Here is a 25367-nt window from a genome sequence, read left to right on the forward strand (position 1 = left end):
ATCCGAATCTAATTAGACACTATTAAAAATCATTCTAATTTAGAAAAAAAACAACAAAATAAGTACACAAATTAAGTATTTATACGTATGTTTGCGTAGTAATACTTAATTAACAGATTATGATTAATGTAATAGTAGTCGGAAACGGCATGGTAGGTTATAAATTTTGCGAGAAATTCATTTCGAAATCTGGGCAAGAAAATTATCAAATTACAGTATTTGGCGAAGAACCAAGACGCGCTTATGACAGAGTTCACTTGAGTGAATACTTTGCAGGAAAGACGGCTGATGACTTATCTATGTCTACAGCAAATTGGTATGAAGAAAATAATATTATATTAAACACTTCGGAGTTAATTACAGATATCAATAGAGAGCAAAAAACGATACATACGCACTTAGAAAAAACGTATGAGTATGATTACTTAGTTTTGGCGACAGGTTCTGCTGCTTTTGTTCCACCAATCGAAGGTGTAGAAAAAGAAGGAGTTTTTGTTTACAGAACTATCGAAGATCTTGATGCTATTATGGCTTACGCCAAAAAAATAAAAGCCAATGGTGCTACTGAAGCTGCCGTTCTTGGTGGTGGATTATTAGGATTAGAGGCTGCAAAAGCTGTACGTGATTTGGGATTAAATCCTCACGTTGTTGAATTTGCACCACGTTTGATGCCAAGACAATTAGATCAAGGCGCAAGTGATATGCTTCAATCTAAAATTGAAGAATTGAATATAGGAATCCATCTTAATAAATCGACTGAATATATAGATGGTGAAGAGAGCATAAAAGGAATGATGTTTGCCAATGAGGAATTGTTAAAGGTTGATATGTTGGTAATATCGGCTGGGATAAAACCTCGTGACGAACTAGGAAGAGTTTCGGGGCTTGAAGTAGGCGTTAGAGGCGGAATCGTGGTAAACAACCAAATGCAAACATCAGATCCTAATATATTCGCTATTGGGGAGGTTGCTTTATACAATCACATGATATACGGACTTGTAGCTCCTGGTTACGAAATGGCCGATGTTGCTGCCGAACAAATCCTTAAAGGGGATAAAACGATGAGAGAAACCATCGATATGTCTACTCAATTGAAATTAATTGGAGTTGAAGTTGCGAGTTTTGGTGATCCTTTTATTGAAAATGAAAATGTTACTGCAATTGTTTATGAAAACAAATTTAGCGGCATCTATAAAAGAATTAATGTTACCAAAGACGGGAAAACACTTTTAGGAGGAATCTTAGTAGGAGATTCATCTGATTACAACGGATTGTTTCAAATTTATGCTAATGCTATGGCATTGCCTGCAAATCCAGAAGATTTGATTTTAGGTTCAAGAGGTGGTGAAGCATCTACTTTTGGAAGCGCAACTGATTTGCCTGATACTGCAGTAATTTGTTCTTGTGAGAACGTTACTAAAGGAGCACTTTGTTGTTCTCTTATTGACGGTACTGCAAACACTTTAAGCGATGTTGTAAAATTAACTAAAGCAACTACTGGTTGTGGAGGTTGTAAGCCAATGGTTGTTGATTTGGTAAAAGCAACTCAAAAATCATTAGGAAAAGAAGTAAAAGACAGTATTTGTGAGCATTTCAACTATACAAGACAAGAATTATTTGATATTGTAAAAATTAATAAATACTCGAATTTCTATGATGTAATTGATCATCATGGTAACGGAGACGGTTGCGAGGTTTGCAAACCAGTAGTGGCTTCGGTTTTCTCAAGTCTTTATAATGATACTGCAAATAAACACGTTACTACGCAAGATACAAATGATAGATTCTTGGGTAATATTCAAAGAAATGGAACTTATTCTGTAGTACCTAGAATTGCAGGTGGTGAAATTACTCCTGAAAAATTAATCGTAATCGGAGAAGTTGCTAAACAATTCGACTTATATACCAAAATAACAGGTGCACAACGTCTTGATTTATTTGGGGCACAATTAAATGATTTGCCTGCTATTTGGAAAATATTAATCGATAATGGTTTCGAAACAGGACACGCTTACGGTAAGTCATTAAGAGCTGTAAAAAGTTGTGTGGGTAATGCTTGGTGCCGTTACGGTATGGATGATAGTGTTGGGTTTGCTATTGAATTAGAAAATCGTTACAAAGGAATCCGTGCTCCTCATAAGATCAAAGGTGGTGTTTCGGCTTGTATCAGAGAATGTGCTGAGGCAAGAGGTAAAGATTTTGGATTGATCGCTGTTGAAGGAGGTTGGAACCTTTACATCTGTGGAAATGGAGGAGCAAATCCTAAACATGCTGTTTTATTAGCAGAAGCAATTGATAAAGAGACTGTACTTAAATATATGGATCGCTTCTTGATGTATTATATCAGAACTGCAGGGCCTTTAGTTCGAACTTCAACTTGGTTAGAAAAATTAGAAGGTGGATTAGATTATCTAAAAGAAGTTATCATTTTTGACCGTATCGGAATTTGCGAAACATTAGATACAGAAATGGCTTCTTTAATAAATAGCTACGAATGTGAGTGGAATGAAGTTCTGGAAAAACCTAGATTAATGAAACGTTTTAATCACTTCGTGAATTCAGACGAAAGAGATGACAACATTGAATACGTAGAGTTAAGAGACCAAAAAATGCCAAAAGCTTGGTAATCCAAGCCAAATCTTAAATCATAAAATATTAATAATAATTTCCGCTCTCAGCTCTGCTACTCCTCATAAGGTGGGGCTGGGATCAGAAAACAAAACTAAATCCCATGGAAGACCTATTAACTCAATACGAAACCGTAAATTTAAGTGCAGTAAAAGTTTGGTTCAAAGCTGGAAAAATTAAAGATTTCCCAAGTAATAGAGGCGGATGTATTAAATATAAAAATAAGCAAATTGCGATTTTTAACTTCGAAAGAAGAAATGAATGGTACGCCTGCCAAAATGTTTGCCCTCATAAAATGGAAATGGTTTTATCTAGAGGAATGACAGGTTCTGCAGATGGAGTTCCGAAAATTGCTTGTCCAATGCACAAAAAAACATTTTCATTAGTAGACGGTTCTAATTTAAATGGAGACGATTTTAAAATCGCAACTTACCCTGTAAAAATTGAAGGAGATGAAGTATTCGTTGGGTTTTTAGAATAATGTATGTATCTTTGAAATAAGCATATTACTATGTGATAGTAACTTCTTATATTAGGACATACAAAATTGTAATCCTATAAAATTAGTAGCTCCCAATGATTTTATACTTTTTCAAATGAAAACAATGCCTTTTTTAAACGCCAGCGCGTGGATTGATGCCGAAAACGAAGCCGATCCAAACAGTGAAGTATATCAGGATATAACCTATCCAAAAGAATTATTATATTCGGACAGAATGTATGAAAGACTAATGGACTTTCAACCAAGCGCTTCCGAAGAAGTTCAAATAGCAGCCAAAGCACAACATATTTGCCGTTGGAAAGTAGCACGAGAAACCTATCCAATGGATCGTGTTGGATATTTAAAATGGCGAGAAGATTTAAAAAAATTCCATGCAAAAACTACTGCCGAAATCTTAAAAAAAGCAGGTTATGAAGATGCATTTATAGACCGTGTTTCTTTTTTAATTGAGAAAAAATTACTTAAAAAAGACGAAGAAACACAACTTTTAGAAGATGTTATTTGTCTGGTTTTCTTAGAATTTTATTTAGACCCATTCGTACATAAACACGATACCGAAAAATTAAAAAACATCATTCTAAAAACTTGGAATAAAATGTCTGAAAAAGGACATCAAGAAGCTTTAAAAATTAATTACACCCCAGAAAATCTTCAATTAATAAAAGATTCGTTAGGATTGTAATTTGATTTTGGTTTAAAAAAATTAGAGCCACAGATTAAAAAGATTTCCACAGATTATTTTTTTCAAAAATCCTTTTAATCATTTCAATTTGTGGCCAATTTAAAAACAGTTAGGGTCTTCTAGCATGAAAAAAAAATCCAAAGTATCTTTTGATAATATTTCTTTTAAAAAATTAAGGCGGTTATACTTATTTGCCTTATTAACTATTGCTGTTACGGTTTTATTGAGTCAATTATTGATACAATACAACCTTAACAGTCAATTGAGTGACTCTCGTATTATCAATTTTTCGGGAAAACAAAGATTCCTCAGTCAAAAGTTGACTAAAGAAATTCTGATATTAAATTTTGTAACTGATGCCAAAAAAAGTAAGGCTGAAATTGACAAAATAAATGAGATCATTCAGCGTTGGAAATTCAATCAATATGCCGTTGAAAAAGGAAACGACAGTCTTGGTTTTCCAAAAGAAAAAAGTAAAGCACTTACGGATTTATTTACAGCTATTAAGCCAAATTTTGAGGCTCTTTTACAAGCTTCTACTACATTTTTGAATAATAAAAAGCTAGGCATTAACGAACAACAGAATCAGGAACTCGTTCAAATTATTATAGAAAATTCAGCTATTTTCTTAAACAAAATGGACGAAATTGTTGGTCATTACGACAAAGAAGCTCTCGAAAAAGTTAGATTACAAAGTAGAACTGAGTATGCTATTTTATTTTTCACTCTATTAATACTGGTATTAGAATTTATTTTTATTTTCAGACCAACCAATGAAAAAATAGAAACATTAATTTCAAAATTATTATTTTCGGAGAAGAAAGCTTTAAAACTAGCACGCAACACCGAAATCATTAGTGAGGCCAAAGAAAACTCCGTTAAAGAATTAAAATCACTAAATTATGCAATGGAGAATACTCTACTCTATTGCCGAATTGCACCTGACGGTACTATAATTCATATTGGAGATAAATTTTCAAAACTCATACAGTACAATCCGTTTCATACCGAAATAAAGTTTGGAGAAGTCTTATCTCCTATCGAAAAAGAACAATTATTCATCGATCGCATTGTACTCGAAAACCACCGGAGAGGCTGGCAAGGCGAATTAAATATTACTACCAGAGCAGAACAATCTATTTGGCTGGATCTTTCTTTGATTCCAGTAACGATAAAAAAAGATGAATCTGAACTCTTAATAATTTGTTTTGATATTACCGAACGTAAAAAAGCGCTTCAAGAAGTGGAACGTCTCAACACGATAAATATTAACAACAAATTAAACCAGCAAAAAATAATTTCAAGCAAGATTGTCGAGAATCAAGAGAACGAACAAAATAGAATCGCAAGAGAAATTCATGACGGAATAGGTCAAATGCTTACTGGATTAAAGTTCAGCCTTGAAAGTATCAACCTAGACGATAAAGAAAAAGCGGCCCTAAAAATAGAATACTTAAAAAAACTATCCCTCGATATTATCAAAGGAGTTCGTACCGCAACTTTCAATTTAATGCCTCCAGAATTGAGTGATCATGGTCTCAATTCTGCACTTTCCAAACTAACTTTAGAACTTTCTAAACTAACCGGAAAAAATATTTTATTTTATAACAAAACCGATTTTAGTGCCCGATTAGATTCTTTAATCGAAATAAACATCTATCGACTCACACAAGAAGCTATTAACAACGCCATAAAATATGCGGACTCTACTCATATCATTGTACAGCTTTCCCACAGCGCTACTCTTTTGAGTATCATCGTAGACGATAACGGAAAAGGTTTTGACATAAATGCTGTTGAGAAAAAGAGAAATAGTGAGTCTGGAATGGGAATGCTCTTTATGAAAGAACGCATTCAATATATAAATGGTCGTGTTTTCTTCAATTCGATTCCTAATGAAGGGACTCGAATTACCTTTAATGTTCCTATTTAAAAATCATAGATTGATTATTATTTAAATATACACAGTTGACATAGATCAAATCCTTTTTCTAATAGCTTGCATAAAAAATTTGTGGAATAATTTTCAACCATTTTTGACCACATATTATAAAACAAAAAAGTACAGTTTTCACTGTACTTTTTTAGGTTCCAATCTAAACTTTATTATTTTACAAACACTTTACAAATAGGCTTATTTTTGCTAAAAATAAATTAATTCTATTTAGTAATGAGACTGCTTTTCGGTTTTAATTCGTCTGGACTGTCTTTAGAATATTTCTTAAATTGTTCTCTCGACTCTTCTGTCAAAATATTTTGAATCAATTTTAGGTCAATTTCAGTTTTAGGATTAAAAGCATCAGAATTCATGTATTTCTGAATACTATAAAATAATTGTTTTGATGCAGCATCTTTTTTAGCATTATTCAAATCAACACTTGAAACTAAAAGTTTTCCTTTTCCAACTTTTACTTCAAAAAAGTTAGCCAAACGACGGTTCATAAACCATGTATCTATAGGCTGAACAAGTGGTTTGAAATCATCTGGAAAATCCTCTAAGTTCATGACTTGTGTATTATTCAAAATACTCCACCATTGCAAGTTAGAATGATATTCTGTTGGAAAATCTTTGAAGACAGGGTTTTTAGGATCTACAACAATTCCTAAAGTATGCGGAGGTTTCATTTGAAACCAAGAAGTATTCCAGAAAACTGGTAAAAATGTTTGTACAACTTCTTTTCCTTTAACCACTTTTCCTGCCAAATTCAAATATACTTTCCCACCTGATTTCAAGATATCTTCAGCTTTAGTATCCAAAATATCAGTATAATAAACCTCAGACTTAATTTCTGGTAACGTTTTTGGATACACCCAAAATTCCCAATGATTTTTAAACGAAGTTCCTTCAATAGCAACGGTGAACGTTAGCTTTTGAGCAACTGTAATACTGTTTAATTCAACAGCTTCAATTGCGCCAATTTTGTTGAGCCCAAAATTAATTTCAGTTGAAGGGAAAGTTCCTTTTTTGAAAACATTTCCATTTTCAGAAGTTATTTTCCAATTGATGTTTTTGTTTAATTTTTCTTTACCAAAATGCGAAATTTCTATTGCTGCCGAGAAACTTTCATCGTTTGTGTAAACAAATTTTTTAATTTCTGCTAATGGAACAGTGCTATTACTGTATTCTTTAAATTCTACATTATTAATATAAGGTTTTGGATCCCAAAAAGGGTCTAATATCCCTACTAATGCTGTTCCTTGTCCAGGATAATCATTTAGTGAAAGCAATTGATATCCTGCATAATCAGGAGTACGCAAAGCTTTTTCCATAGTAAATTTATAACTCAAAGCTTGTAATTTTCCTGAAGCCATAAAGAAATCATGAGCCTGTGAAGCCATGTGATGATCTTTTAAATCTTCTTGAAATAATTCAAAATTTAGAGCTTCGAGTACTCCTTTGTATTTTTTAATTTCATCAAAATTTGGAAAAACACAATATTGTCCCATTTCATGCGCCACAAAAGGAACATTGAATTTTTCTATAGCTTTAGTAAAATCGTCAGTTGTAAAAGGAGTAGCTCTTTTCCAATCTAAATCTCTTGCGCCACCACGAACCATAAATTCATTATTATCAATCACAGGCCAGCTACCTCCTACTGATGCTCCAGTATATAAACGACGGCTGTCTTTTTTAATCCAATAATTATTGAATTCAGTTAAATATTTAACCTGATTTCCTCTAGGTTCGTTTCCATATGCCAACATGCAATAAGAGGCATAATTACCATAGTATTTTTCCATTCTGTTCGTTTCATCATAGATGAATTTATCGATTGGTTTTCCATTTCCAATTGACGAACCATGATTGGCCCAGCTTGGTCCTTCAGGCTGTAAATACACACCTGCTAAATCCGCAGCTTTAAAAGCAGCTTCTGGTGGACTCCAAGAGTGGTAACGCACATGATTTAATCCGTGATCTTTTATTACTTTAAATATTCGAACCCAAAAACTAAGACTCATATCAGGATAAGCAGTGAGTGGAAAAACAGCATTATCAACTGTTCCTCTTAAAAAAACAGGGCGACCATTAATGATAAAACTACGTCCTTTAGCTTTAAAATCTCGCATCCCAAATTGGGTTTCAGTCACATCCTTACCTGATTTTTTATCAGTTAACTCTATTTTTAATTTATACAGCGCAGGATCAAATTCATCCCAAGTCAAGAAATTGTTTCCCATAGGCAAATTGACTTTTATCGTGTCGTTTTTACCTGTAAAACTATAAGAAGCATTTATTGGTTTGATTTGGTTCTTCTTAGCAGAGTTGAAACTATTCCCAAAAATATTAAGTGTTCCATTGTATTTATCATCCTTGATACCAGCTAAAGCAATTACAAGTTGTACTTGTTTGTTGGCTAAATCTGGATAAGCCTGAATGTTATCGACATATAAACTTGAAGTCGAAATCAGTTTTATTTTTCCAATGATACCGTTCCAATTTCCTTGTGTGTGATCAGTTAAACTGTGGGAATCAATTCCGACATTAATATCCTTAATTCTGTTATCTACACAAATAGTCAGCGTATGTTTTCCAGGCGTAAGTAAGCTACTCAATTCATATTCATGAGGAGATACCATAGAGTTTTGCATACCTACTTTTTGACCATCAACCCATAAAACTGTTTCGGTGTGAGGGCGTTCTAAAAACAAACTGATGTGTTTTTGTTGCCAATTATTAGGAATTATCACCTCTTTTTGATACCAAGCAGCACCAACATATCTTTTCTTTGGTGTAAGCCAGAAAGGGAATTTAGGCTTAGGTTCTCTGTATTTTTTAAAACGAGGATTGAAGTAAAAGGAACTATCATAAATACTTCCTGTCCATTCGGTTTTAATAGTGATATCGTTTCCTTTTCCGTTTGTAGTCATCGATCCAGGTAAAGCAATCGTTTCTTTTAGTTTTTTACTAAACCATTTTTCGTTGACACCTTGATCCTTTGCATCTTCTTGAAACGACCATTGTCCTTCAAGATGAATAGTATCTCGCGTTTGAGCTACTATTTTTCCAATATTGGAACTAAAAAATAGTAAACTGATAAATAGTAATAATTTGGTTTTTGAGAGCATAAGTTTTTTTATTTGTTCTGCTTGATTTATGGTTATTATAATTGCGTATTTCGCTGTTTTTGTGAATTCTAAATTAGTATTGAAATTAAATAATATTTATACAAATTTTGGATGCAAAACTAAAGATTATTTTAATTTTTCTGCAAATATTTTAAGAATAAAAACTTTTTTACAATCTTATTTTCATGATAATATAACTTAATTTGAAAATTAATTCCATTAGCAGTTATATATTCAACAAATTAGATATCAAAAAATTATTTAAAAAAAATTATTTTTTTCAACTCTAAAAATACATGAGTGTAAAAAATACAATTATAAGCTAAAATTACCAACCACGGTTATAAATTGTAAAACAAAATTGCTATAAATTGTTTTACTTTTACATATTAAAAAAATTCTAGTGGAAAAGCTATATTCTCTCGTCATTCATCCTCCCAAAGAAATTCTTGTTCTGATAAAATATATGAAAGATCAGTTGGCAAATGAAGTAGGCTGGTACAATAGCAGAAACTCTGTTGGACATATTACCATTTGCGAATTCACAGCTACAGACGAAATCATTGAAATTATTAAAAAGCAAATAAGTCAATTATGTAACTCTTTGAGTCCAATTAATGTGAATGTAAATACGTTTGGTTCATTTCCAAATGGAGCATTTTTCATAGCTCCAGACAGTGATTCAAAAAAAGATTTGAAACATATTATGAAGCATTTTAACAAATCACTTCGGCTCCATAATATGAAAAAAAGTGACAATCCACATCTCTCCATTGCCCGACGATTAAGTCCTGAAAATCTAGAAAAAGCAAATCAATTTTTTAACGCAATAAATTTAGATTTTATTTGCGACAGTGTGGTTTTGAGACAATTTGATGAGAATGTAAAACAGTTTTTTGTAATTGATACTTTTCCTTTTACTGACAATCCAAAACCTCAATTAATACAGGGAACTCTATTTTAAACAGTCAAAAAGCATTAAATTGCAGCTTCAAAATATCAAAGAATTCAGCACCAAATCGTCACTACATGAAAGCTTCTGTAAAACATACTTTTATTATTATTTTATTGCTTTTATCGGCAACATTAAAAGCACAAAAAACAGCCATAAATTTTATAGAAAACGATTATAAATCAGCACTAGAACAATCCAAAGTTTCCAAAAAAACAATTTTTGTTATGGTCTATGCTACTTGGTGCACCCATTGTAATAAAATGAAAAGCACCGTTTTGAAAGATCCTGCTGTGATTACTTTTTTCAACGACAATTTTATCAATGTAATGATGGATCAAGAAACACAGACAGGAAAAGACTTTATGAAAAAATTCAACGTAAAATCCTTTCCTACTTTTCTGTTTTTGGATCAAAAAGAAACCCATCTTTATAGTACTGGAGGCGAATTTACCACTCCAGAATTTCTTGCTGAAGCTCAAAAAGCGTTGAATCCAAATACACAATTGCCTTATTTGGAAAGAAAATTTAATGAAGATATAAAAAATCCCGAAAACTGTTTACTCTATTTGAATGCCTTAAGAAAAAGTGTTGATTCTGATAAAAGCGATGACATTACTGCCAAATATTTAGCAACCCAATCCAAAGATCAACTAATAACTCCTATCAATTGGAAAATTGTTGCTTTTGGCGTTAATGATTTGAATTCAAAAGGATTCGAAACAATAATAAATAATCAAAGTGATTTTGCCAAAGTGGCGTCACCAAAAAGAGTGGAAGCGAAAATTGTAAGTGTGGTAAAAAGAACATTAACCCAAAACATGAATTATTTGGATTCCATCAACTATTCGAAAAACAGGATACTTGCAAAAAACATTATTATCGCCAAAGTAGATTCTTTGGTTTTCAAGTATGATTTACAAATGTATGAAGCTACAAAAAGCTGGAAAAAATACCAACAGACCACTTTAGAATCTGTTCAAAAATGGGCTTGGAATGATTATTCTACGATTAATGGGATTTCTAAAATTTATATTGAACATATAAATGATAAAGAAAATTTAAAATCAGCTATTTCTTGGGCAAAACGCTCCATTGAAATTAATAATTCTGCCGAAAGCACGCTGTTATTAGCGAGATTGTACAATAAAATAAATGATAAAAAAAATGCAGTAGAAAATGCCCGAAAAGCTAAAAGTATAATTATTGCAATGGGTTGGAACACCAAAGAAATCGATCAGTTTTATGCGGATTTGGGAATCAAGTAAACCATAGACTAAAGCCAATTAATCTTTTATTTACCGCAAAGTACGCAAGATTTCCATCTCAATATCAGTATTTCGCAAGGTTCGCAAAGCTTTGCGCTCTTAGCGCTTTTTTAAGAATCAAAATCCTTGCGGTTAAATTTCTTTAGTTTTTATTAGAGTTAGCTCACTTTTAAATCTGTGGCAAAAAACAAAAAAACCTGCAGAAAATTAATCTTAGCAGGCTTCATTTTCGAAATAATTGATTTAGTAAGCACTTTATTTCTAGTTTTTCTTCAATCGGTCCATCAGCTCTCTTCTGTAGGTAATGCCAATTGGGAGTTTTTCTTTTTTGATAAAAACAAAATCTTTGTCGGCATCGTCAATTTTATCGATAGCTACAATATATGATTTATGAATTCGCATAAAGTTTTTTTCGGGAAGGCATTTTTCTAATTCAATGGTGGTAATCGAAGCCAAATACGTTTTTTTTGCTGTATGCATTTTCACGTAATTGCCGAAACTCTGCGCATATAAAAGCTGGTCTAATTCGATATCCATCAAATACCCGTCGACTTTTACGCTTATGGTATTGACAATAACTTCTTCGGGCTCGGATTTAATAGTTTCAATAGAGAAAAAGCGCTCAATAGCCTTTAAAAATCTTGGAAAATAAATGGGTTTTAAAAGATAGTCAATCACGCCATAATCATAACTTTCTAATGCAAATTCAGAATAAGCGGTAGTCAAAATGGTTTTCGGGTGATTGGGAATAATCTTCAATAATTCCATTCCTGAAATTTCGGGCATATTGATGTCCAAAAACATCAAATCAACTTTATTCTCCCGAAGATAATCCATCGCTTCAATGCCATTATACCCTTGAAAAACCAATTCTAATTGTGGATTTTGCTTGATATAATTTGCCAAAACATAATGCGCTGCTGGTTCGTCGTCAACAATAATGCATCTTTTTGGTTCTTTCATTACACCGTCTTTTTAAGTTGCAGTTTCAAATCTACAATATAGGTGTTTTTATCATCTTTAATATCCAATTTATAGTCTTTCCCATAAATCAGATTTAAACGTTCGATGGTATTTTTCAAACCAATTTTTGTCGAAACCACATCGGTTTTCTTCGGAATTGAATTGACAACATGCAAATGCAGTAAGCCGTTTTCGACCGTAATAATGATGCGGACAAAACATTTTTCAATAGCGCAGGTTCCGTGTTTGAAAGCATTTTCGATAAAAGCAATCAACAGCATGGGAGATACTTTATAAGCATTTTCATTGTCAATTTTGCAATCGTAAGTAATATCGCAACGATAACCAACCCGCTCTTTTTCCAATTGAATATAACTATTAATAAACTCCAATTCGTCTTCTAGAGAAACGCATTGCTTGTTATTGCTTTCCAATTGATAACGCATCAATTGTGACACTTTCATAATCAAATCGGGCGTTCTCTCAGGAAATTCCAGACTGATTCCGTAAAGCGTATTAAAGGTATTGAATAAAAAATGAGGATTCAATTGTCCTTTTAAAGAATTCAGCTGCATTTGATTGAAAAGAAGTGTTTCGTCTGTTTGTCTTTTATTGATTCTGTAGAATTTAAAAACAATTATTGGACTCAAAATACAAACCAACGTTCCTAAAACACTCGCCAATTGATAAATATAACTTCGCTGATGCGAGTTTTGGTACAAATGGCAATTCGCAAACATCTTTAAAGACGTAATTTCATATAAAATTATCGAAAATACAAACACTCCTAAAAGGGTCAAACCAATATAAGTTAATGGTCTTTGTTCTTTGAATAATATAGGTAGTATAAAAAAACGGTTGAATTGGGCATGCATGTATAAAATGCAGTAGAAAAAAATACCCATCAAAATAGAAATGAAAGAACTAAATAACATCCAATCATTTTTTAAGGTATAAATTGTAAATGAAAAAGCAACGACGGCAATTTCCTGCCACCATTTATTCTCCATTATATCATTAAACTTTTTATTCATTTTAATACTCAAATAGTCTGCAAATTAACTACATTTTTTTAATTATTATTCCCAATAAATGACCAATTGAATTCGTCATTTATAATATTTGTTCATCATTTAAGGAGGCATTTATCGACTTAAGAGAAATAATTTTGAAGGATAATTTCATATTTGAGTTTTATGTATTTCAAAAAAATTACTTTATTATTTTTCTTGATTTTTGCCACCTCTGGCTTTTCACAAACCCTGTCTTTAAAAGAAGCGATAAAAACAGGTCTTGAAAACTATGGTTCTATAAAAGCAAAAACCAATTACAGTAGCGCTTCGCAGGAAACACTGAAACAATCCAAACGCGATTATCTGCCTAATCTGAATTTATCGGCTCAACAGGATTACGGAACAATCAACGGGCAAAACGGTGCTTTATACGGTTTCAATGGTTTGGGAACCGCTTCTTCCGGGCCAGCACTTCCTGAGCAAAACTGGAACGCCGCTTTTGGGGCTTTGTATTTGGTCAATATGAACTGGGATTTTTTCACTTTCGGGAAAATTCAGGAGAAAATCAATTTGGCTAAAGTTGATATTCAGATAAAAGAAAAAGATTTGAACCAGGAAAAATTCCAACAGCAAATCAAAATCTCCTCTGCTTATTTAAATTTATTGGCAAGCCAAAGATTATTGATTTCACAGCAAAAGAATCTTTCCCGCGCCGAAGTTTTCAAAAAGACAGCTGTAGCCCGAGTTAAAAACGGATTATTGGCCGGAGTCGATTCAACATTGGCGACTGCCGAAGTTTCTAAAGCTAAAATCGCTTTGAATCTGGCTCGAAATTTCGTCAAAGAACAAAATAACAAACTAGTGGATTTGATGGGCGTTGCTCCACAGGATTTCATTGCCGATACGCTTTTTGTGAATCAGATACCAAAACAATTGGCTTTCGACGAAAAAGCATCAGACAGCCTGCATCCGCTATTGCAATTCTATAAAACAAAAGTTGATTACAGCAATCAGCAGGTCAAATTATACAAACGTTTTTATTATCCAACGATGAGTGCGTTTGGCGTTATGCAGACTCGCGCATCTGGTTTTAATACTGGCTATGCCATCGATCAGACTAATTTTACCAGAAACTATTGGGACGGCGTAAATCCGGACCGCTCTAATTATTTGGTTGGAATCGGAATCAGCTGGAATCTGACGACTCCTTTCAGAATGAGCAAACAAGTGAGCGCTCAAAAGTTTGTGTCTGCAGCTTTGCAGGAAGAATACAATCAGACGGACAGAGAATTAAAGTCACAATTGGCATTAGCTGATGATAAAATAAAAATCACGCTGGAAAATTATGCGGAAGCTCCGATTCAGGTAAATGCGGCACAGAAAGCGTATCTGCAAAAATCAACTTTATATAAAAATGGCCTGACCGATCTAACCGATTTAACGCAAACCATGTTTACGCTGAATCGTGCCGAAATTGATCGTGACATCATCAATAATAATGTGTGGCAATCGTATTTGCTGAAAGTGGCGGCCACGGGCAATTTTGACTTATTTACAAATGAATTTTAATATTTTGAAAAATATTTTAAACACATAGAAACATAGGCAGTATTAATTTTTAATTAGTCGTTTCACTTTATTTTAGAATACATAGTCTATGTGAAACCAATTATTGGTCTATCAAAATCTTTTTTTTCTATGCCTCTATGTGTTTCATTTTTTTCTTAATACTTACAACTAAATGGGAATTTTAATTTAAAATTATATGAATTTAATACGTTTTGCACTCCGCAAACCCATCTCTATCTTAGTATTGGTGGCAGGTTTATTTTTCTTCGGAATTGGTGCCATCAAAGACATCAAGGTAGATATTCTTCCGAAAATGAATTTGCCGGTAATTTATATTGCGCATCCTTTTGGAGGTTATACACCAGATCAGATGGAGGCTTATTTTGCTAAAAACTACGTGAATATTTTACCTTTTGCCAACGGTATAAAATCGGTAGAAACCAAGAATATTCAAGGGTTAATGATTATGAAATTAACCTATTATGAAAACACCAATATGGCGCAGGCCGCTGCCGAGTTGGGTGCACTTTCCAACAGGATACAGGCGGCATTTCCTCCAGGAACACAGCCTCCGTTTATCATTCGTTTTGATGCTTCTTCGTTGCCGATCGGACAATTGGTATTGAGCAGTAAAATACGTTCCAATAATGAATTACAGGATTTGGCCAACGTATATGTTCGTGCCTCCTTTACATCCATTCCAGGTTTATTATCTCCGGCACCTTTTGGAGGAAGCCCAAGAACAGTGGAGGTTAACGTAGATCCTGATTTATTGCGTTCACACAATATGACGCCTGATCAGATTGTTGAAGCGATTCGTGTGAACAACCAGACAGCTCCTTCGGGAAATGTTAGAATTGGAAATACCAACTACCTCACGCCTACCAATAATACGATTAAAGAAATTAAAGATTTTGAGCAGATTCCTTTGTTTAAAGGCGGTGTTCAAAACTTAAAATTAGGAGACGTTGCCACTGTAAAAGATGGTGCCGATGTTACCAATGGATACGCTTTGGTAAACGGAAAACGTTCGGTTTATATCAGTATTGCCAAGGCGGGAGACGCTTCGACCTGGGATGTGGTTCAGAAATTAAAAGCTGAACTGCCTAAAATACAAAGCACACTTCCCGAAGATGTAAAATTATCTTATGAATTTGACCAGTCGGTTTATGTAATCAACTCGGTTAAAAGTTTAATAACCGAAGGAATCATCGGAGCAGTTTTGACTGGTTTAATGGTTTTGTTATTCTTGGGAGACAGACGCGCGGCCTTGATTGTAATTTTGACGATTCCAATTTCGATTATTTCGGGCGTTTTGTTTTTGAAATTATTTGGGCAGACGATCAACTTAATGTCATTGAGCGGACTGGCTCTGGCAATTGGAATTTTAGTGGATGAAAGTACCGTAACGATCGAAAATATCCATCAGCATCTCGATATGGGAAAACCCAAAGCACTCGCCATTTGGGATGCCTGTCAGGAAATTGCATTGCCAAAATTATTGATCTTGCTTTGTATTCTTGCCGTATTTGCTCCGGCATTTACAATGGTTGGAATTCCGGGAGCTTTGTTTTTGCCTTTGGCATTAGCCATTGGATTTTCTATGGTAATTTCGTTTTTGCTTTCGCAGACATTTGTGCCTGTAATGGCAAACTGGCTGATGAAAGACCATCCAAAACACGAACATGCATCGAATATAACGGATGATGAAGCCGAATTTAACGCCTGCGGACTGACTCCAGAATCGGAGAAAGAATTGATTACGCAGAAAAAAGCCTATATCGAAAAAGACGATACTAATAATAACGGAAAAATTGGTGCTTTTGAGCGTTTTAGAATCCGATTTATGAGAACATTAGATCGATTATTTCCGTTCAAAAAAGCTGCTGCTTTAACCTATTTGATTGCAATAACTGCTCTTGCCATTGTGTTTATTTCGTTTATTGGAAAAGACGTTTTTCCTAAAGTAAATTCAAGTCAGTTTCAGCTGAGAATGCGCGCTCCCGATGGAACCCGTATCGAACGCACCGAAGAAAAAGCAATATTGGTACTGAAAGAATTGAAAAAAATGGTCGGTAGCGAACACATCGGAATTTCTTCGATATATGTAGGTTCACATCCGTCGTTGTTCTCTATCAACCCGATTTATTTGTTCATGGCTGGTTCTCACGAAGCCGTTTTCCAAGTGAGTCTGAAAGATTATGAAGCGGATATGGACGAATTTAAAGATGATTTTCGAGCTCGAATCAAAAAGATTCTTCCGGATGTAAAAATTTCGTTTGAACCTATTGAATTGACTGACAAAGTTTTGAGTCAAGGCTCTCCTACTCCAATCGAAATTCGAATTGCAGGAAAAGACAAAAAGCGAAATGAAACCTATGCCAATCAAATTGTAGAAAAGCTTCAAAAATTCTCTTATTTCAGAGATGTGCAGATTGGACAGCCAATTCATTATCCGGCGATGAATATTGACATAGACCGAACTCGTGCCGCCGAATTGGGCGTGGATATGAATGATATTTCGCGTTCGCTGATCGCTTCGACCTCATCGTCAAGATATACGGAGAAAAACACCTGGATTGATGAAAAATCAGGTTTATCCGTAAACGTTCAAGTTCAGGTGCCGCTGAATCAAATGAAAAGCAAAACCGATATCGGAGAAATTCCAGTATTGAAAAATTCGCTTCGTCCTGTTTTGAGCGACGTTGCCAAAATTACACCCGGTTTTGTAAGCGGTGAAAATGACAATTTAGGGGCCATGCCATACATTACTGTTACAGCAAACATCCACGAAACCGACTTGGGGACGGCTACAAAGGATGTAGCTGCAACGATAAACTCATTGGGCGAATTACCTCGGGGGTTATTTATCAGTCCAATTGGTATGAGTAAAGTATTGGAAGAAACATTAAGCAGTTTACAAGTTGGATTATTGGTTGCCATCTTCGTAATCTTCTTAATGCTGGCCGCTAATTTTCAATCGTTCAAGGTTTCGTTAGTTATTTTAACGACAGTTCCAGCCGTAGTTTTAGGTTCATTGCTAATGCTTACAATTACAGGTTCAACGCTGAATTTACAATCGTATATGGGAATCATTATGTCGGTTGGGGTTTCGATTGCGAATGCCGTTTTATTGGTTACCAATGCCGAGCAATTGCGAAAAATAAATGGCAATGCATTAGAATCGGCTCGTGAAGCTGCGGCACTTCGTCTTCGTCCGATTATCATGACTTCGGTAGCTATGATTGCGGGAATGCTGCCAATGGCAATTGGTCACGGCGAAGGAGGCGATCAGGTTTCTCCGTTAGGAAGAGCCGTTATCGGTGGCTTATTATTCTCGACCTTTGCAGTGCTTCTTATTTTGCCTTTGATTTTTGCTTGGGCACAAGAACACACCACAACACAATCCGTTTCTTTAGATCCAGAAGACGAAGAAAGCATCCATTATATCTCATCAATAAATAAGTCAAAAGTTTGAAAGTCATAAAGTTGAAAGTCCTATCGTGGTAAAACCTTTTATCCTTTTCACCTATTTATTAAACAAGACATTACATCATATCTATTACATAAAATAAGAAAATGAAAAAAACTAAAATTATACAATCGACCGCGCTATTCTTTATAGCATTGTTTTTTCTAAGCAGCTGTAATTCAAAGAAAGAAGAAACTGTTGTCACAGAAATTGAACCGAAAACAGAGACTTTTCTTTTAGCAAAAGAAAAACTAACAACCGAACTGCGTTTGCCAGCCGAATTATCCGGTTTTCAGCAAGTGGATTTATACGCAAAAGTGAGCAGTTTTGTTAAGGTATTAAAGGTTGATATTGGAACAGAAGTCAAAAAAGGACAGCTTTTGATAGTTTTGGAAGCTCCCGAAATCAGTTCACAATTGGCTGCAGCCGAATCGAGATTAAAATCGATGGAAGCCATTTATACAACCAGCAAAAGCACCTACAACCGTTTGTATGAAACCAGCAAAGTAGAAGGAACGATTTCCAAAAATGATCTGGAAATGGCAAGCGGCAAGAAAAACTCTGATTATGCGCAATACCAAGCAGCAATTGCGACACATAAAGAAGTTATGAATATGAGAGGATATCTTGAAATCCGCGCTCCTTTTGACGGAGTTGTGGCTGCAAGAAATGTAAATTTAGGAACTCTTGTTGGTCCTGGCTCTACTTTGCCTTTATTAACGATTCAGCAACAGGATAAACTGCGTTTGGCAGTTTCTATTCCCGAGCTGTACACAGGTTATCTGCACCAAGGCGACGAAATGAGTTTTAATGTAAAATCATTGCCCGACACTTTCAAAGCTACGATTCAGAGAATGTCCGGCGCTTTGGATTTGAAACTGCGTTCGGAGCGTGTAGAAATGGACGTACACAACACCAAAGGGAATTTATTGCCCGGAATGGTTGCCGAAGTTATATTACCGCTTAATGCAAAAGACAGCACATTTGTAATTCCAAAATCGGCATTGGTGAATTCGGCCGAAGGAACTTTTGTGATTAAAGTCTTAAACCACAAAGCCACTCGAATCGATGTCAAAAAAGGAAGAGAAATTGATGATAAAATTGAAATATTCGGTGATTTGAATTCAAATGATAAACTGGTAAAAATTGCCAGCGAAGAAATTAAGGAAAGTGATGATATAAAGGAATAGTTAATTAGGTTAATTGGGTTGAAAAGTGCTGTAAGACTTAGGTTTTATGGCACTTTTTTTTAGGAGCTGATTACTTCGTCAGTTCGCTTCGCTCGTGTCCTGCTATTCGTTTCAATCTTTTGTGCCGAACCCCGGCACAAAAGGATTTTCATTGCTATCAGGGCTAGATGAAATGTTTAGTTTTTCAAAGGAGATTTCCTTTTTTAAATTAAATACATATATTTACTACAATCATAAAATTTATATCTCACAAACCAAACAATGAAGATACCAACCCAATTCGAAGAAATATTAAAAACAAATCAAACCAATTACTCTATAGTATTAGATGTAATATCTTCTTTCGAACCTATTTTAAATGATAGTAATTTATATTTTTTTGATGAATATACTAATCATGGCATAAAACATATTGAAAGTGTTTTAGAGGCTTCCAAATTCATTATTACGGATGAATCCTTTAAGAATATAACTTCAAGCGAAATTGCTATTTTGATATATTCAATAATACTCCATGATTTGGGTATGCAGATTGAGTTGCCAACTTTTAATTCCTTATTAAACGGAGAATATGATAAATACAAAGTTGATATAATAGATTCAAAAACATGGAAAGAATTATGGGAAGATTACTTAAGTGAAGTAAAGCGATTTAATTCTATTCAAAAGAAAAACATATTCGGAAACGAATCAATCCCTTTCAACATACCTAACCTTTCAAACAAAGATAATTTAACTGGTTATGATAGAAAACTAATTGGAGAATTCATAAGAAGAAATCATGGAAGATTTGCTCATGAAGTTGCACTATTTGGATTAAAAGGAGAAAATGGTTTACTTGAATTTGGAACAAACAAATTAGACACTAAAACAAAAGAATTAGCGGGTATTTTAGCAAGAAGTCATAGTATGAATATTAGGGATACTTTTGATTTTTTAAATGATAATTATCATGATAGTTGGAGAAATCCTCATAATATTAATATTATTTATTTAATGATAATTTTAAGAATTTCAGATTATATTCAAATCGATAATACCCGAATTGACCCTTTTCTATTAAAATTAAAATCATTTAACAGCCCAATTTCTAAAATTGAAAACGAAACTCACCTTGCAATAAATTCTATCAATTTTAATCAAATTGATAAAGAAAATATATTTGTGGATTGTAGTCCGAATGATAGTGAAATGTATGTTAAAATAAAAACTCTTATAGGAGATATACAAAATGAATTTGATAAATCTTGGGCGATATTAGGAGAAATTTATGGTTTTATTCCAAACAATAAACCAGCAATAAAATTTCGAAGAATTACTTCTAATTTGGAGAGTAAATCTTTTTTAAACAAACTAAAATTCATTCCTGAAAAAATAACCTTTAAAGTTGATAATAATTTATCTAAATTATTAGTAGCTCCTCTATATGGAGACAAACCTACTTTTGGAGTTAGAGAATTATTACAAAACTCGATTGATGCCTGTTTAGAAAGAAAAGAAATTGAATATTTCAATAAAAATTTTAATTATATTCCCTTAATCGAAATATCAATCGAAAGAATTGATGAAAATCAGAGTGTTTTCACTATCAAGGACAATGGAAAAGGAATGTCTTCAAATGAAATAATAAATTATTTTTTAAATGTTGGCAATTCATTTAGAAAAAGTATGGATTGGAAAAAACAGTTCGTAAATGAAGATGGAAAATCAAAAATCAATAGAAATGGTAAATTTGGAGTTGGAGTATTGGCGTCATTTTTACTAGGGAAAGAGATTAATGTTATTTCCAAAAGTTTATTAAATAGTGAAGCTCATTCATTTAAAGCTAGCATAGATTCGCAATTTATAAACATCTCGAAGACAGTAGAAAAAGGTGATTTTGGAACAATTATTACAATTTTATTAGATGATGAAAATCGAAACAAATTATTAAATCATACCACAGAAAATTATTATGATAAATCACTAGAATGGACGAAGTGGTATTTATATGACGAACCAAAAATAACATATTCAATTGATCAAAAGATTGTTGAAATAAAAAACAGTTTAAAAGACATCAATTTATTTGAATTTTCAACAGAAAACTTTGAAAAAATTAGTTGGTTTTATAAAGAAAATGGATCATATTCTAAATTAATAGCTTGTAACGGAATTTTAATTACTGAAAAATATTCCATAAATAGATTTAAAAACGAAAAAGACGACCCTCATAATCTAATAAGTGACAAACCAAATATTTTAGTAACCGACAAAGAAGGAATTTTTCCAGTCAAATTAGATAGAAACAATATAGATTGCGATGAATTTCCTTTTGAAGAAGAATTGTTTTTAGAAACTGCAAAACACTTTATCGCACAATTATTGAATTTTGAAATAAATCAGAAGGAACAAAAAAAATATGATTTATTACATGATGTAAATATTCTTTATACCTCTGAAGGATTCACCTTAGATTGTGACTATTTTTTAAATGGTTTAAAAGATAAATTCAACATAATTAGATTAATTACTGAAACAACAAAAATAAAAATTGATTTAGATAAATATAAAAATTGCTTATTTCACATAGTTTTTAATGAAAAAATCCTATTATCTTACCAAGAATCTAACGTTGCTCCACATTCTGGAGGTAGAATTATTTTAAAAAAAGAAAATTTTAACCAACTTTTTAAAAGCAAAGTAAAAAGATTACCTCTTTATGTAAAAAATAATATCAAGATCATTGAAGAAAATGATGATTATGTTATTTATTCAATTTATTATTACAAGCTTGAACCAAGCTTATTAAAAAGTTTAAACGAAGTTGATTCTGACCTTCTTTCTAAAGTCCTTTCAATTCAAGAAATTACCCATGATTTTTTTAGTACAAAAGGTGGTAAAGTCCTAAATGATTTATTCGCAAAATATATAAAAAATGATTTCGTTATTCCTTATGATTTAGAAAAACGAAAAGAAGTTTACAAAGAGGCATTCAAAGAATTAGAATATTATATGAAGAAATAACCCGATCGTGCAGATCTGCACAACGATAGCGCAGAATTGCATTCTGTGCCCTCAAAGAGAGCAGTCAAAAAAATATTTAATTGCCAATTGGAATGGGCACAGTTTGCAAAACTGCGCTAACGGGAGCTTTGCGGAGCAGGAAGAAATACCCGCTCTCCCAAGAGTTCTATAGAAACGTGAATGCTACGCAAATGTCTCTGACTTTGCATTTCTTAAAAAGCTCTTGAAAAATCATAAACATGATAAAAGTCTCCCGACTTTTACCCGATCGCGCAGATCTGCACAACGATAGCGCAGAATTGCATTCTGTGCCCTCAAAGAGAGCAGTCAAAAAAATATTTAATTGCCAATTGGAATGGGCACAGTTTGCAAAACTGCGCTAACGGGAGCTTTGCGGAGCAGGAAGAAATACCCGCTCCCCGAAGAGTTCTATAGAAACGTGAATGCTGCGCAAATGTCTCTGACTTTGCGTTTCTAAAAAAGTTCTTGAAAAATCATAAACATGATAAAAGTCTCCCGACTTTTTCCGTGAATGATTTTAGAATTGTATAAATTTCAAAAGTTATAAAAAACTGCAAAGTAACAAAGCTGTTATTTTGCAGTTTTTCTTTTCAATAAATAATAAACATTTCGATTTATAAGCAATCATACTAGCAAAGGCGCTGAATTTGAAAGATAATTACGGGAAAAGTCGGGAGACTTTTATTAGATTAACAGCTTTGAAGAGTATTTAAAAGAGGCACAAAGTCAGGAGACTTTGCGAAGCGGGGAAACCTATTTTAGGACAAGACACCAACCCGATCGCGCAGATCTGCACAACGATAGCGCAGAATTGCATTCTGTGCCCTCAAAGAGAGCAGTCAAAAAAATATTTAATTGCCAATTGGAATGGGCACAGTTTGCAAAACTGCGCTAACGGGAGCTTTGCGGAGCAGGAAGAAATACCCGCTCCCCCAAGAGTTCTATAGAAACGTGAATGCTACGCAAATGTCTCTGACTTTGCATTTCTTAAAAAGTTATTGAAAAATCCTAAACATGATAAAAGTCTCCCGACTTTTTCCGTGAATGATTTTAGAATTGTATAAATTTCAAAAGTTATAAAAAACTGCAAAGTAACAAAGCTTTTATTTTGCAGTTTTTCTTTTCAATAGATTAAGGGATATTTCGATTTATAAACATTCATTATAGCAAAGGCTTTGAATTTGAAAGATAATTACGGAAAAAGTCGGGAGACTTTTATCAGATTTACAACTTTGAAAAGTATTTAAAAGAGGCACAAAGTCAGGAGACTTTGCGGAGCGAGGGCACGATTATAAATCCACAATTACATTATAAGAATGGAACGCCATAATAATATCAAGGCGTGCCTATCGATTGTGTAGGCGTCGCCTTCATTTTTGATAGGCACGCCTACCTCTTTTATAGGCGCGCCTATCGATTTCATAGGTATCGCATTTGATTTTGATAGGCTCGCCTATACTTTTTGCAGGCATCGCATTTGGTTTGAATAGGCGTGCCTCTTGATTGTTTAGGCAAGCCATAATTTCAGGTAGGCTCGCCTATGATTTTGATAGGCGCTCCTATGGTTTTAATAGGCGTGCCTTATGATTGTTTAGGCGAACCATAATTTCAGGTAGGCTCGCCTATGATTTTGGTAGGTGCTCCTATGGTTTTGGTAGGTGCTCCTATGGTTTTGGTAGGTGCTCCTATGGTTTTGGTAGGTGCTCCTATGGTTTTTAGGTGCTCCTATGGTTTTGGTAGGCAAGCTACCAAAACCATATAGCAGAATTACTTCGTCAGTTTGTTATCGCTCAGGCAATCTTATTAAGTTAAGCTTTGTTTTTTCTAGCAAAGGCGCAAATTTTAGAACTGATTCCTTTGCGACTTCGCGTCTTTGCGTGAGCTATATTTTGAAAAAACATGGCAAGAACCCCGACCGCGCAGATCTACACAACGATAGCGCAGAATTGCATTCTGTGCCCACAAAGAGAGCAGGCAAAAAAATATTTAATTGCCAATTGGAATGGGCACAGTTTGCAAAACTGCGCTAACGGCGAGATTTTGCGGAGCGGGGCTTTTGTAAAACAGAGAATTTTTAGGAATTTTATACTATCCCAACCGCACAGATCTGCACAACGATAGCGCAGAATTGTATTCTGTGCCCGCAAAGTAAAGCAAACAAAGCATATAAAATTGTCCAATATCAATGTTGTACTTCTTATATTTGTAAGAATAAAGAATAATATGTCAACAAAATACAAAGCAACAACTACAGAAGAAGCTTATTTTATTACCATTACAACAGTCGGCTGGATTGATGTTTTCACAAGACTCAATCAAAAAAATATAATAATTAATGCATTGCAATACTGTCAGAAAAACAAAGGCTTAGAAATTTATGGCTATTGCATAATGAGCAGTCATATACATTTATTGTGCAAAGGAACTGAGGGATTTATATTGTCTGATATCATTAGAGATTTCAAAAAATTCACATCAAAGAAAATAATTCAGACAATAATTGAAGAACCGGAGAGCAGAAGAGAATGGATCTTGGATTATTTTCAAAAAGCCTGTGAGCATTTAAAAAAGGATCAAACTTACAAAGTTTGGCAAAATGGTTATCATGCAGAACACATTTATAGCAATTCTTTTATTAAGCAAAAAATAGATTATATCCACAACAATCCTGTGAAAGACAAAATTGTGACTTTAGCTGAAGATTATTATTTTAGTTCTGCACGAAATTATGCAGGTTTAGAAAATGATTTAGATGTAGTGTTGCTAGATTTGTTTTGATGTTTTTACAAATTATTTTTGATTTGCTTTTCGGGCACAGAATGCAATTCTGCGCTATCGTTTAGATGTTTCAAAAATTAAAAGACAAGTATTTTGATTTACTTTACGGGCACAGAATGCAATTCTGCGCTATCGGATTTGTTTTGATGTTTTTACAAATTATTTTTGATTTGCTTTGCGGGTACAGAATGCAATTCTGCGCTATCGTTTAGATATTTCAAAAATTAAAAGACAAGTATTTTGATTTACTTTATGG

15 protein-coding genes are annotated in these 25367 nt (G+C 33.6%); 12 read left to right on the top strand and 3 right to left on the bottom strand.

Features of this window, described 5'->3' with window-relative positions; all coding sequences use genetic code 11:
• Positions 1–119 precede the first annotated feature (119 nt).
• The 4 genes from nirB (at position 120) to ACUN3A_RS03020 (ending at position 5745) form a co-directional block, all read left to right on the top strand.
• A complete protein-coding gene (gene nirB, locus ACUN3A_RS03005) occupies positions 120–2627 on the top strand; it encodes a nitrite reductase large subunit NirB (RefSeq protein ID WP_445549874.1) in 2508 nt (835 codons plus the stop codon).
• Between the two features lie 104 nt (positions 2628–2731).
• Positions 2732–3109, top strand: coding sequence for a nitrite reductase small subunit NirD (gene nirD, locus ACUN3A_RS03010; protein WP_445549875.1), 378 nt, complete (start codon positions 2732–2734; stop codon positions 3107–3109).
• A gap of 115 nt (positions 3110–3224) precedes the next feature.
• Complete coding sequence (locus ACUN3A_RS03015) at positions 3225–3812, top strand: DUF4202 domain-containing protein (protein WP_445549876.1); 588 nt, start codon at positions 3225–3227, stop codon at positions 3810–3812.
• A 124-nt stretch (positions 3813–3936) separates the two neighbouring features.
• On the top strand, positions 3937–5745 hold the full coding sequence (locus tag ACUN3A_RS03020; protein WP_445549877.1) for an ATP-binding protein: 1809 nt from the start codon (positions 3937–3939) through the stop codon (positions 5743–5745).
• Positions 5746–5972: 227 nt separating this feature from the next.
• Here the strand turns inward: ACUN3A_RS03020 and ACUN3A_RS03025 are convergent, their stop codons facing one another.
• Positions 5973–8879, bottom strand: a complete 2907-nt coding sequence (locus ACUN3A_RS03025) for an exo-beta-1,4-galactosidase (RefSeq protein WP_445549878.1) — start codon at positions 8877–8879, stop codon at positions 5973–5975.
• 466 nt (positions 8880–9345) lie between these two features.
• On the opposite strand from ACUN3A_RS03025, the gene ACUN3A_RS03030 reads away from it, so the two are divergent.
• The gene (locus ACUN3A_RS03030) at positions 9346–9843 is read left to right on the top strand and encodes a 2'-5' RNA ligase family protein (RefSeq protein WP_445549879.1); all 498 of its coding nucleotides are present in this window, start codon (positions 9346–9348) and stop codon (positions 9841–9843) included.
• A gap of 65 nt (positions 9844–9908) precedes the next feature.
• Positions 9909–11099 (top strand): thioredoxin fold domain-containing protein, encoded by a 1191-nt coding sequence (locus tag ACUN3A_RS03035; protein ID WP_445549880.1) that lies wholly within the window; start codon positions 9909–9911, stop codon positions 11097–11099.
• 261 nt (positions 11100–11360) lie between these two features.
• Here the strand turns inward: ACUN3A_RS03035 and ACUN3A_RS03040 are convergent, their stop codons facing one another.
• Both ACUN3A_RS03040 and ACUN3A_RS03045 read right to left on the bottom strand, forming a co-directional pair.
• Positions 11361–12062, bottom strand: a complete 702-nt coding sequence (locus ACUN3A_RS03040; RefSeq protein WP_445549881.1) for a LytR/AlgR family response regulator transcription factor — start codon at positions 12060–12062, stop codon at positions 11361–11363.
• Positions 12062–13096 carry a sensor histidine kinase gene (locus ACUN3A_RS03045; protein ID WP_445549882.1) on the bottom strand — a complete coding sequence of 345 codons (1035 nt, stop codon included), beginning with the start codon at positions 13094–13096 and terminating at the stop codon, positions 12062–12064. The genes ACUN3A_RS03040 and ACUN3A_RS03045 overlap by 1 nt, the downstream gene beginning before the upstream one ends.
• A 162-nt stretch (positions 13097–13258) precedes the next feature.
• On the opposite strand from ACUN3A_RS03045, the gene ACUN3A_RS03050 reads away from it, so the two are divergent.
• The 6 genes from ACUN3A_RS03050 to ACUN3A_RS03075 all read left to right on the top strand — a co-directional run bounded on the left by ACUN3A_RS03050 (position 13259) and on the right by ACUN3A_RS03075 (position 25111).
• Positions 13259–14644, top strand: a complete 1386-nt coding sequence (locus ACUN3A_RS03050) for a TolC family protein (protein ID WP_445549883.1) — start codon at positions 13259–13261, stop codon at positions 14642–14644.
• Between the two features lie 196 nt (positions 14645–14840).
• Positions 14841–18122: an efflux RND transporter permease subunit gene (locus ACUN3A_RS03055; RefSeq protein ID WP_445549884.1), complete on the top strand. Its 3282-nt coding sequence runs from the start codon at positions 14841–14843 to the stop codon at positions 18120–18122.
• A gap of 101 nt (positions 18123–18223) precedes the next feature.
• Complete coding sequence (locus tag ACUN3A_RS03060) at positions 18224–19306, top strand: efflux RND transporter periplasmic adaptor subunit (protein WP_445549885.1); 1083 nt, start codon at positions 18224–18226, stop codon at positions 19304–19306.
• A gap of 261 nt (positions 19307–19567) precedes the next feature.
• Positions 19568–22312, top strand: coding sequence for an HD domain-containing protein (locus ACUN3A_RS03065; protein ID WP_445549886.1), 2745 nt, complete (start codon positions 19568–19570; stop codon positions 22310–22312).
• A gap of 1645 nt (positions 22313–23957) precedes the next feature.
• On the top strand, positions 23958–24095 hold the full coding sequence (locus ACUN3A_RS03070; RefSeq protein ID WP_445549887.1) for a hypothetical protein: 138 nt from the start codon (positions 23958–23960) through the stop codon (positions 24093–24095).
• 461 nt (positions 24096–24556) lie between these two features.
• The gene (locus ACUN3A_RS03075) at positions 24557–25111 is read left to right on the top strand and encodes an REP-associated tyrosine transposase (protein ID WP_445549888.1); all 555 of its coding nucleotides are present in this window, start codon (positions 24557–24559) and stop codon (positions 25109–25111) included.
• Positions 25112–25367 lie beyond the last annotated feature (256 nt).

Source organism: Flavobacterium sp. WC2509 (assembly GCF_052683105.1).

Bases quoted from the DNA above. Each gene is read 5' to 3' on its own strand.
- ACUN3A_RS03055 (WP_445549884.1), top strand. From the start codon at position 14,841: ATGAATTTAATACGTTTTGCACTCCGCAAACCCATCTCTATCTTAGTA.
- ACUN3A_RS03045 (WP_445549882.1), bottom strand. From the start codon at position 13,096: ATGAATAAAAAGTTTAATGATATAATGGAGAATAAATGGTGGCAGGAA.
- ACUN3A_RS03035 (WP_445549880.1), top strand. From the start codon at position 9,909: ATGAAAGCTTCTGTAAAACATACTTTTATTATTATTTTATTGCTTTTA.
- nirD (WP_445549875.1), top strand. From the start codon at position 2,732: ATGGAAGACCTATTAACTCAATACGAAACCGTAAATTTAAGTGCAGTA.
- ACUN3A_RS03050 (WP_445549883.1), top strand. From the start codon at position 13,259: ATGTATTTCAAAAAAATTACTTTATTATTTTTCTTGATTTTTGCCACC.
- ACUN3A_RS03065 (WP_445549886.1), top strand. From the start codon at position 19,568: ATGAAGATACCAACCCAATTCGAAGAAATATTAAAAACAAATCAAACC.
- ACUN3A_RS03040 (WP_445549881.1), bottom strand. From the start codon at position 12,062: ATGAAAGAACCAAAAAGATGCATTATTGTTGACGACGAACCAGCAGCG.
- nirB (WP_445549874.1), top strand. From the start codon at position 120: ATGATTAATGTAATAGTAGTCGGAAACGGCATGGTAGGTTATAAATTT.
- ACUN3A_RS03015 (WP_445549876.1), top strand. From the start codon at position 3,225: ATGAAAACAATGCCTTTTTTAAACGCCAGCGCGTGGATTGATGCCGAA.
- ACUN3A_RS03020 (WP_445549877.1), top strand. From the start codon at position 3,937: ATGAAAAAAAAATCCAAAGTATCTTTTGATAATATTTCTTTTAAAAAA.
- ACUN3A_RS03060 (WP_445549885.1), top strand. From the start codon at position 18,224: ATGAAAAAAACTAAAATTATACAATCGACCGCGCTATTCTTTATAGCA.
- ACUN3A_RS03030 (WP_445549879.1), top strand. From the start codon at position 9,346: ATGAAAGATCAGTTGGCAAATGAAGTAGGCTGGTACAATAGCAGAAAC.
- ACUN3A_RS03075 (WP_445549888.1), top strand. From the start codon at position 24,557: ATGTCAACAAAATACAAAGCAACAACTACAGAAGAAGCTTATTTTATT.
- ACUN3A_RS03025 (WP_445549878.1), bottom strand. From the start codon at position 8,879: ATGCTCTCAAAAACCAAATTATTACTATTTATCAGTTTACTATTTTTT.
- ACUN3A_RS03070 (WP_445549887.1), top strand. From the start codon at position 23,958: ATGATTTTGGTAGGTGCTCCTATGGTTTTGGTAGGTGCTCCTATGGTT.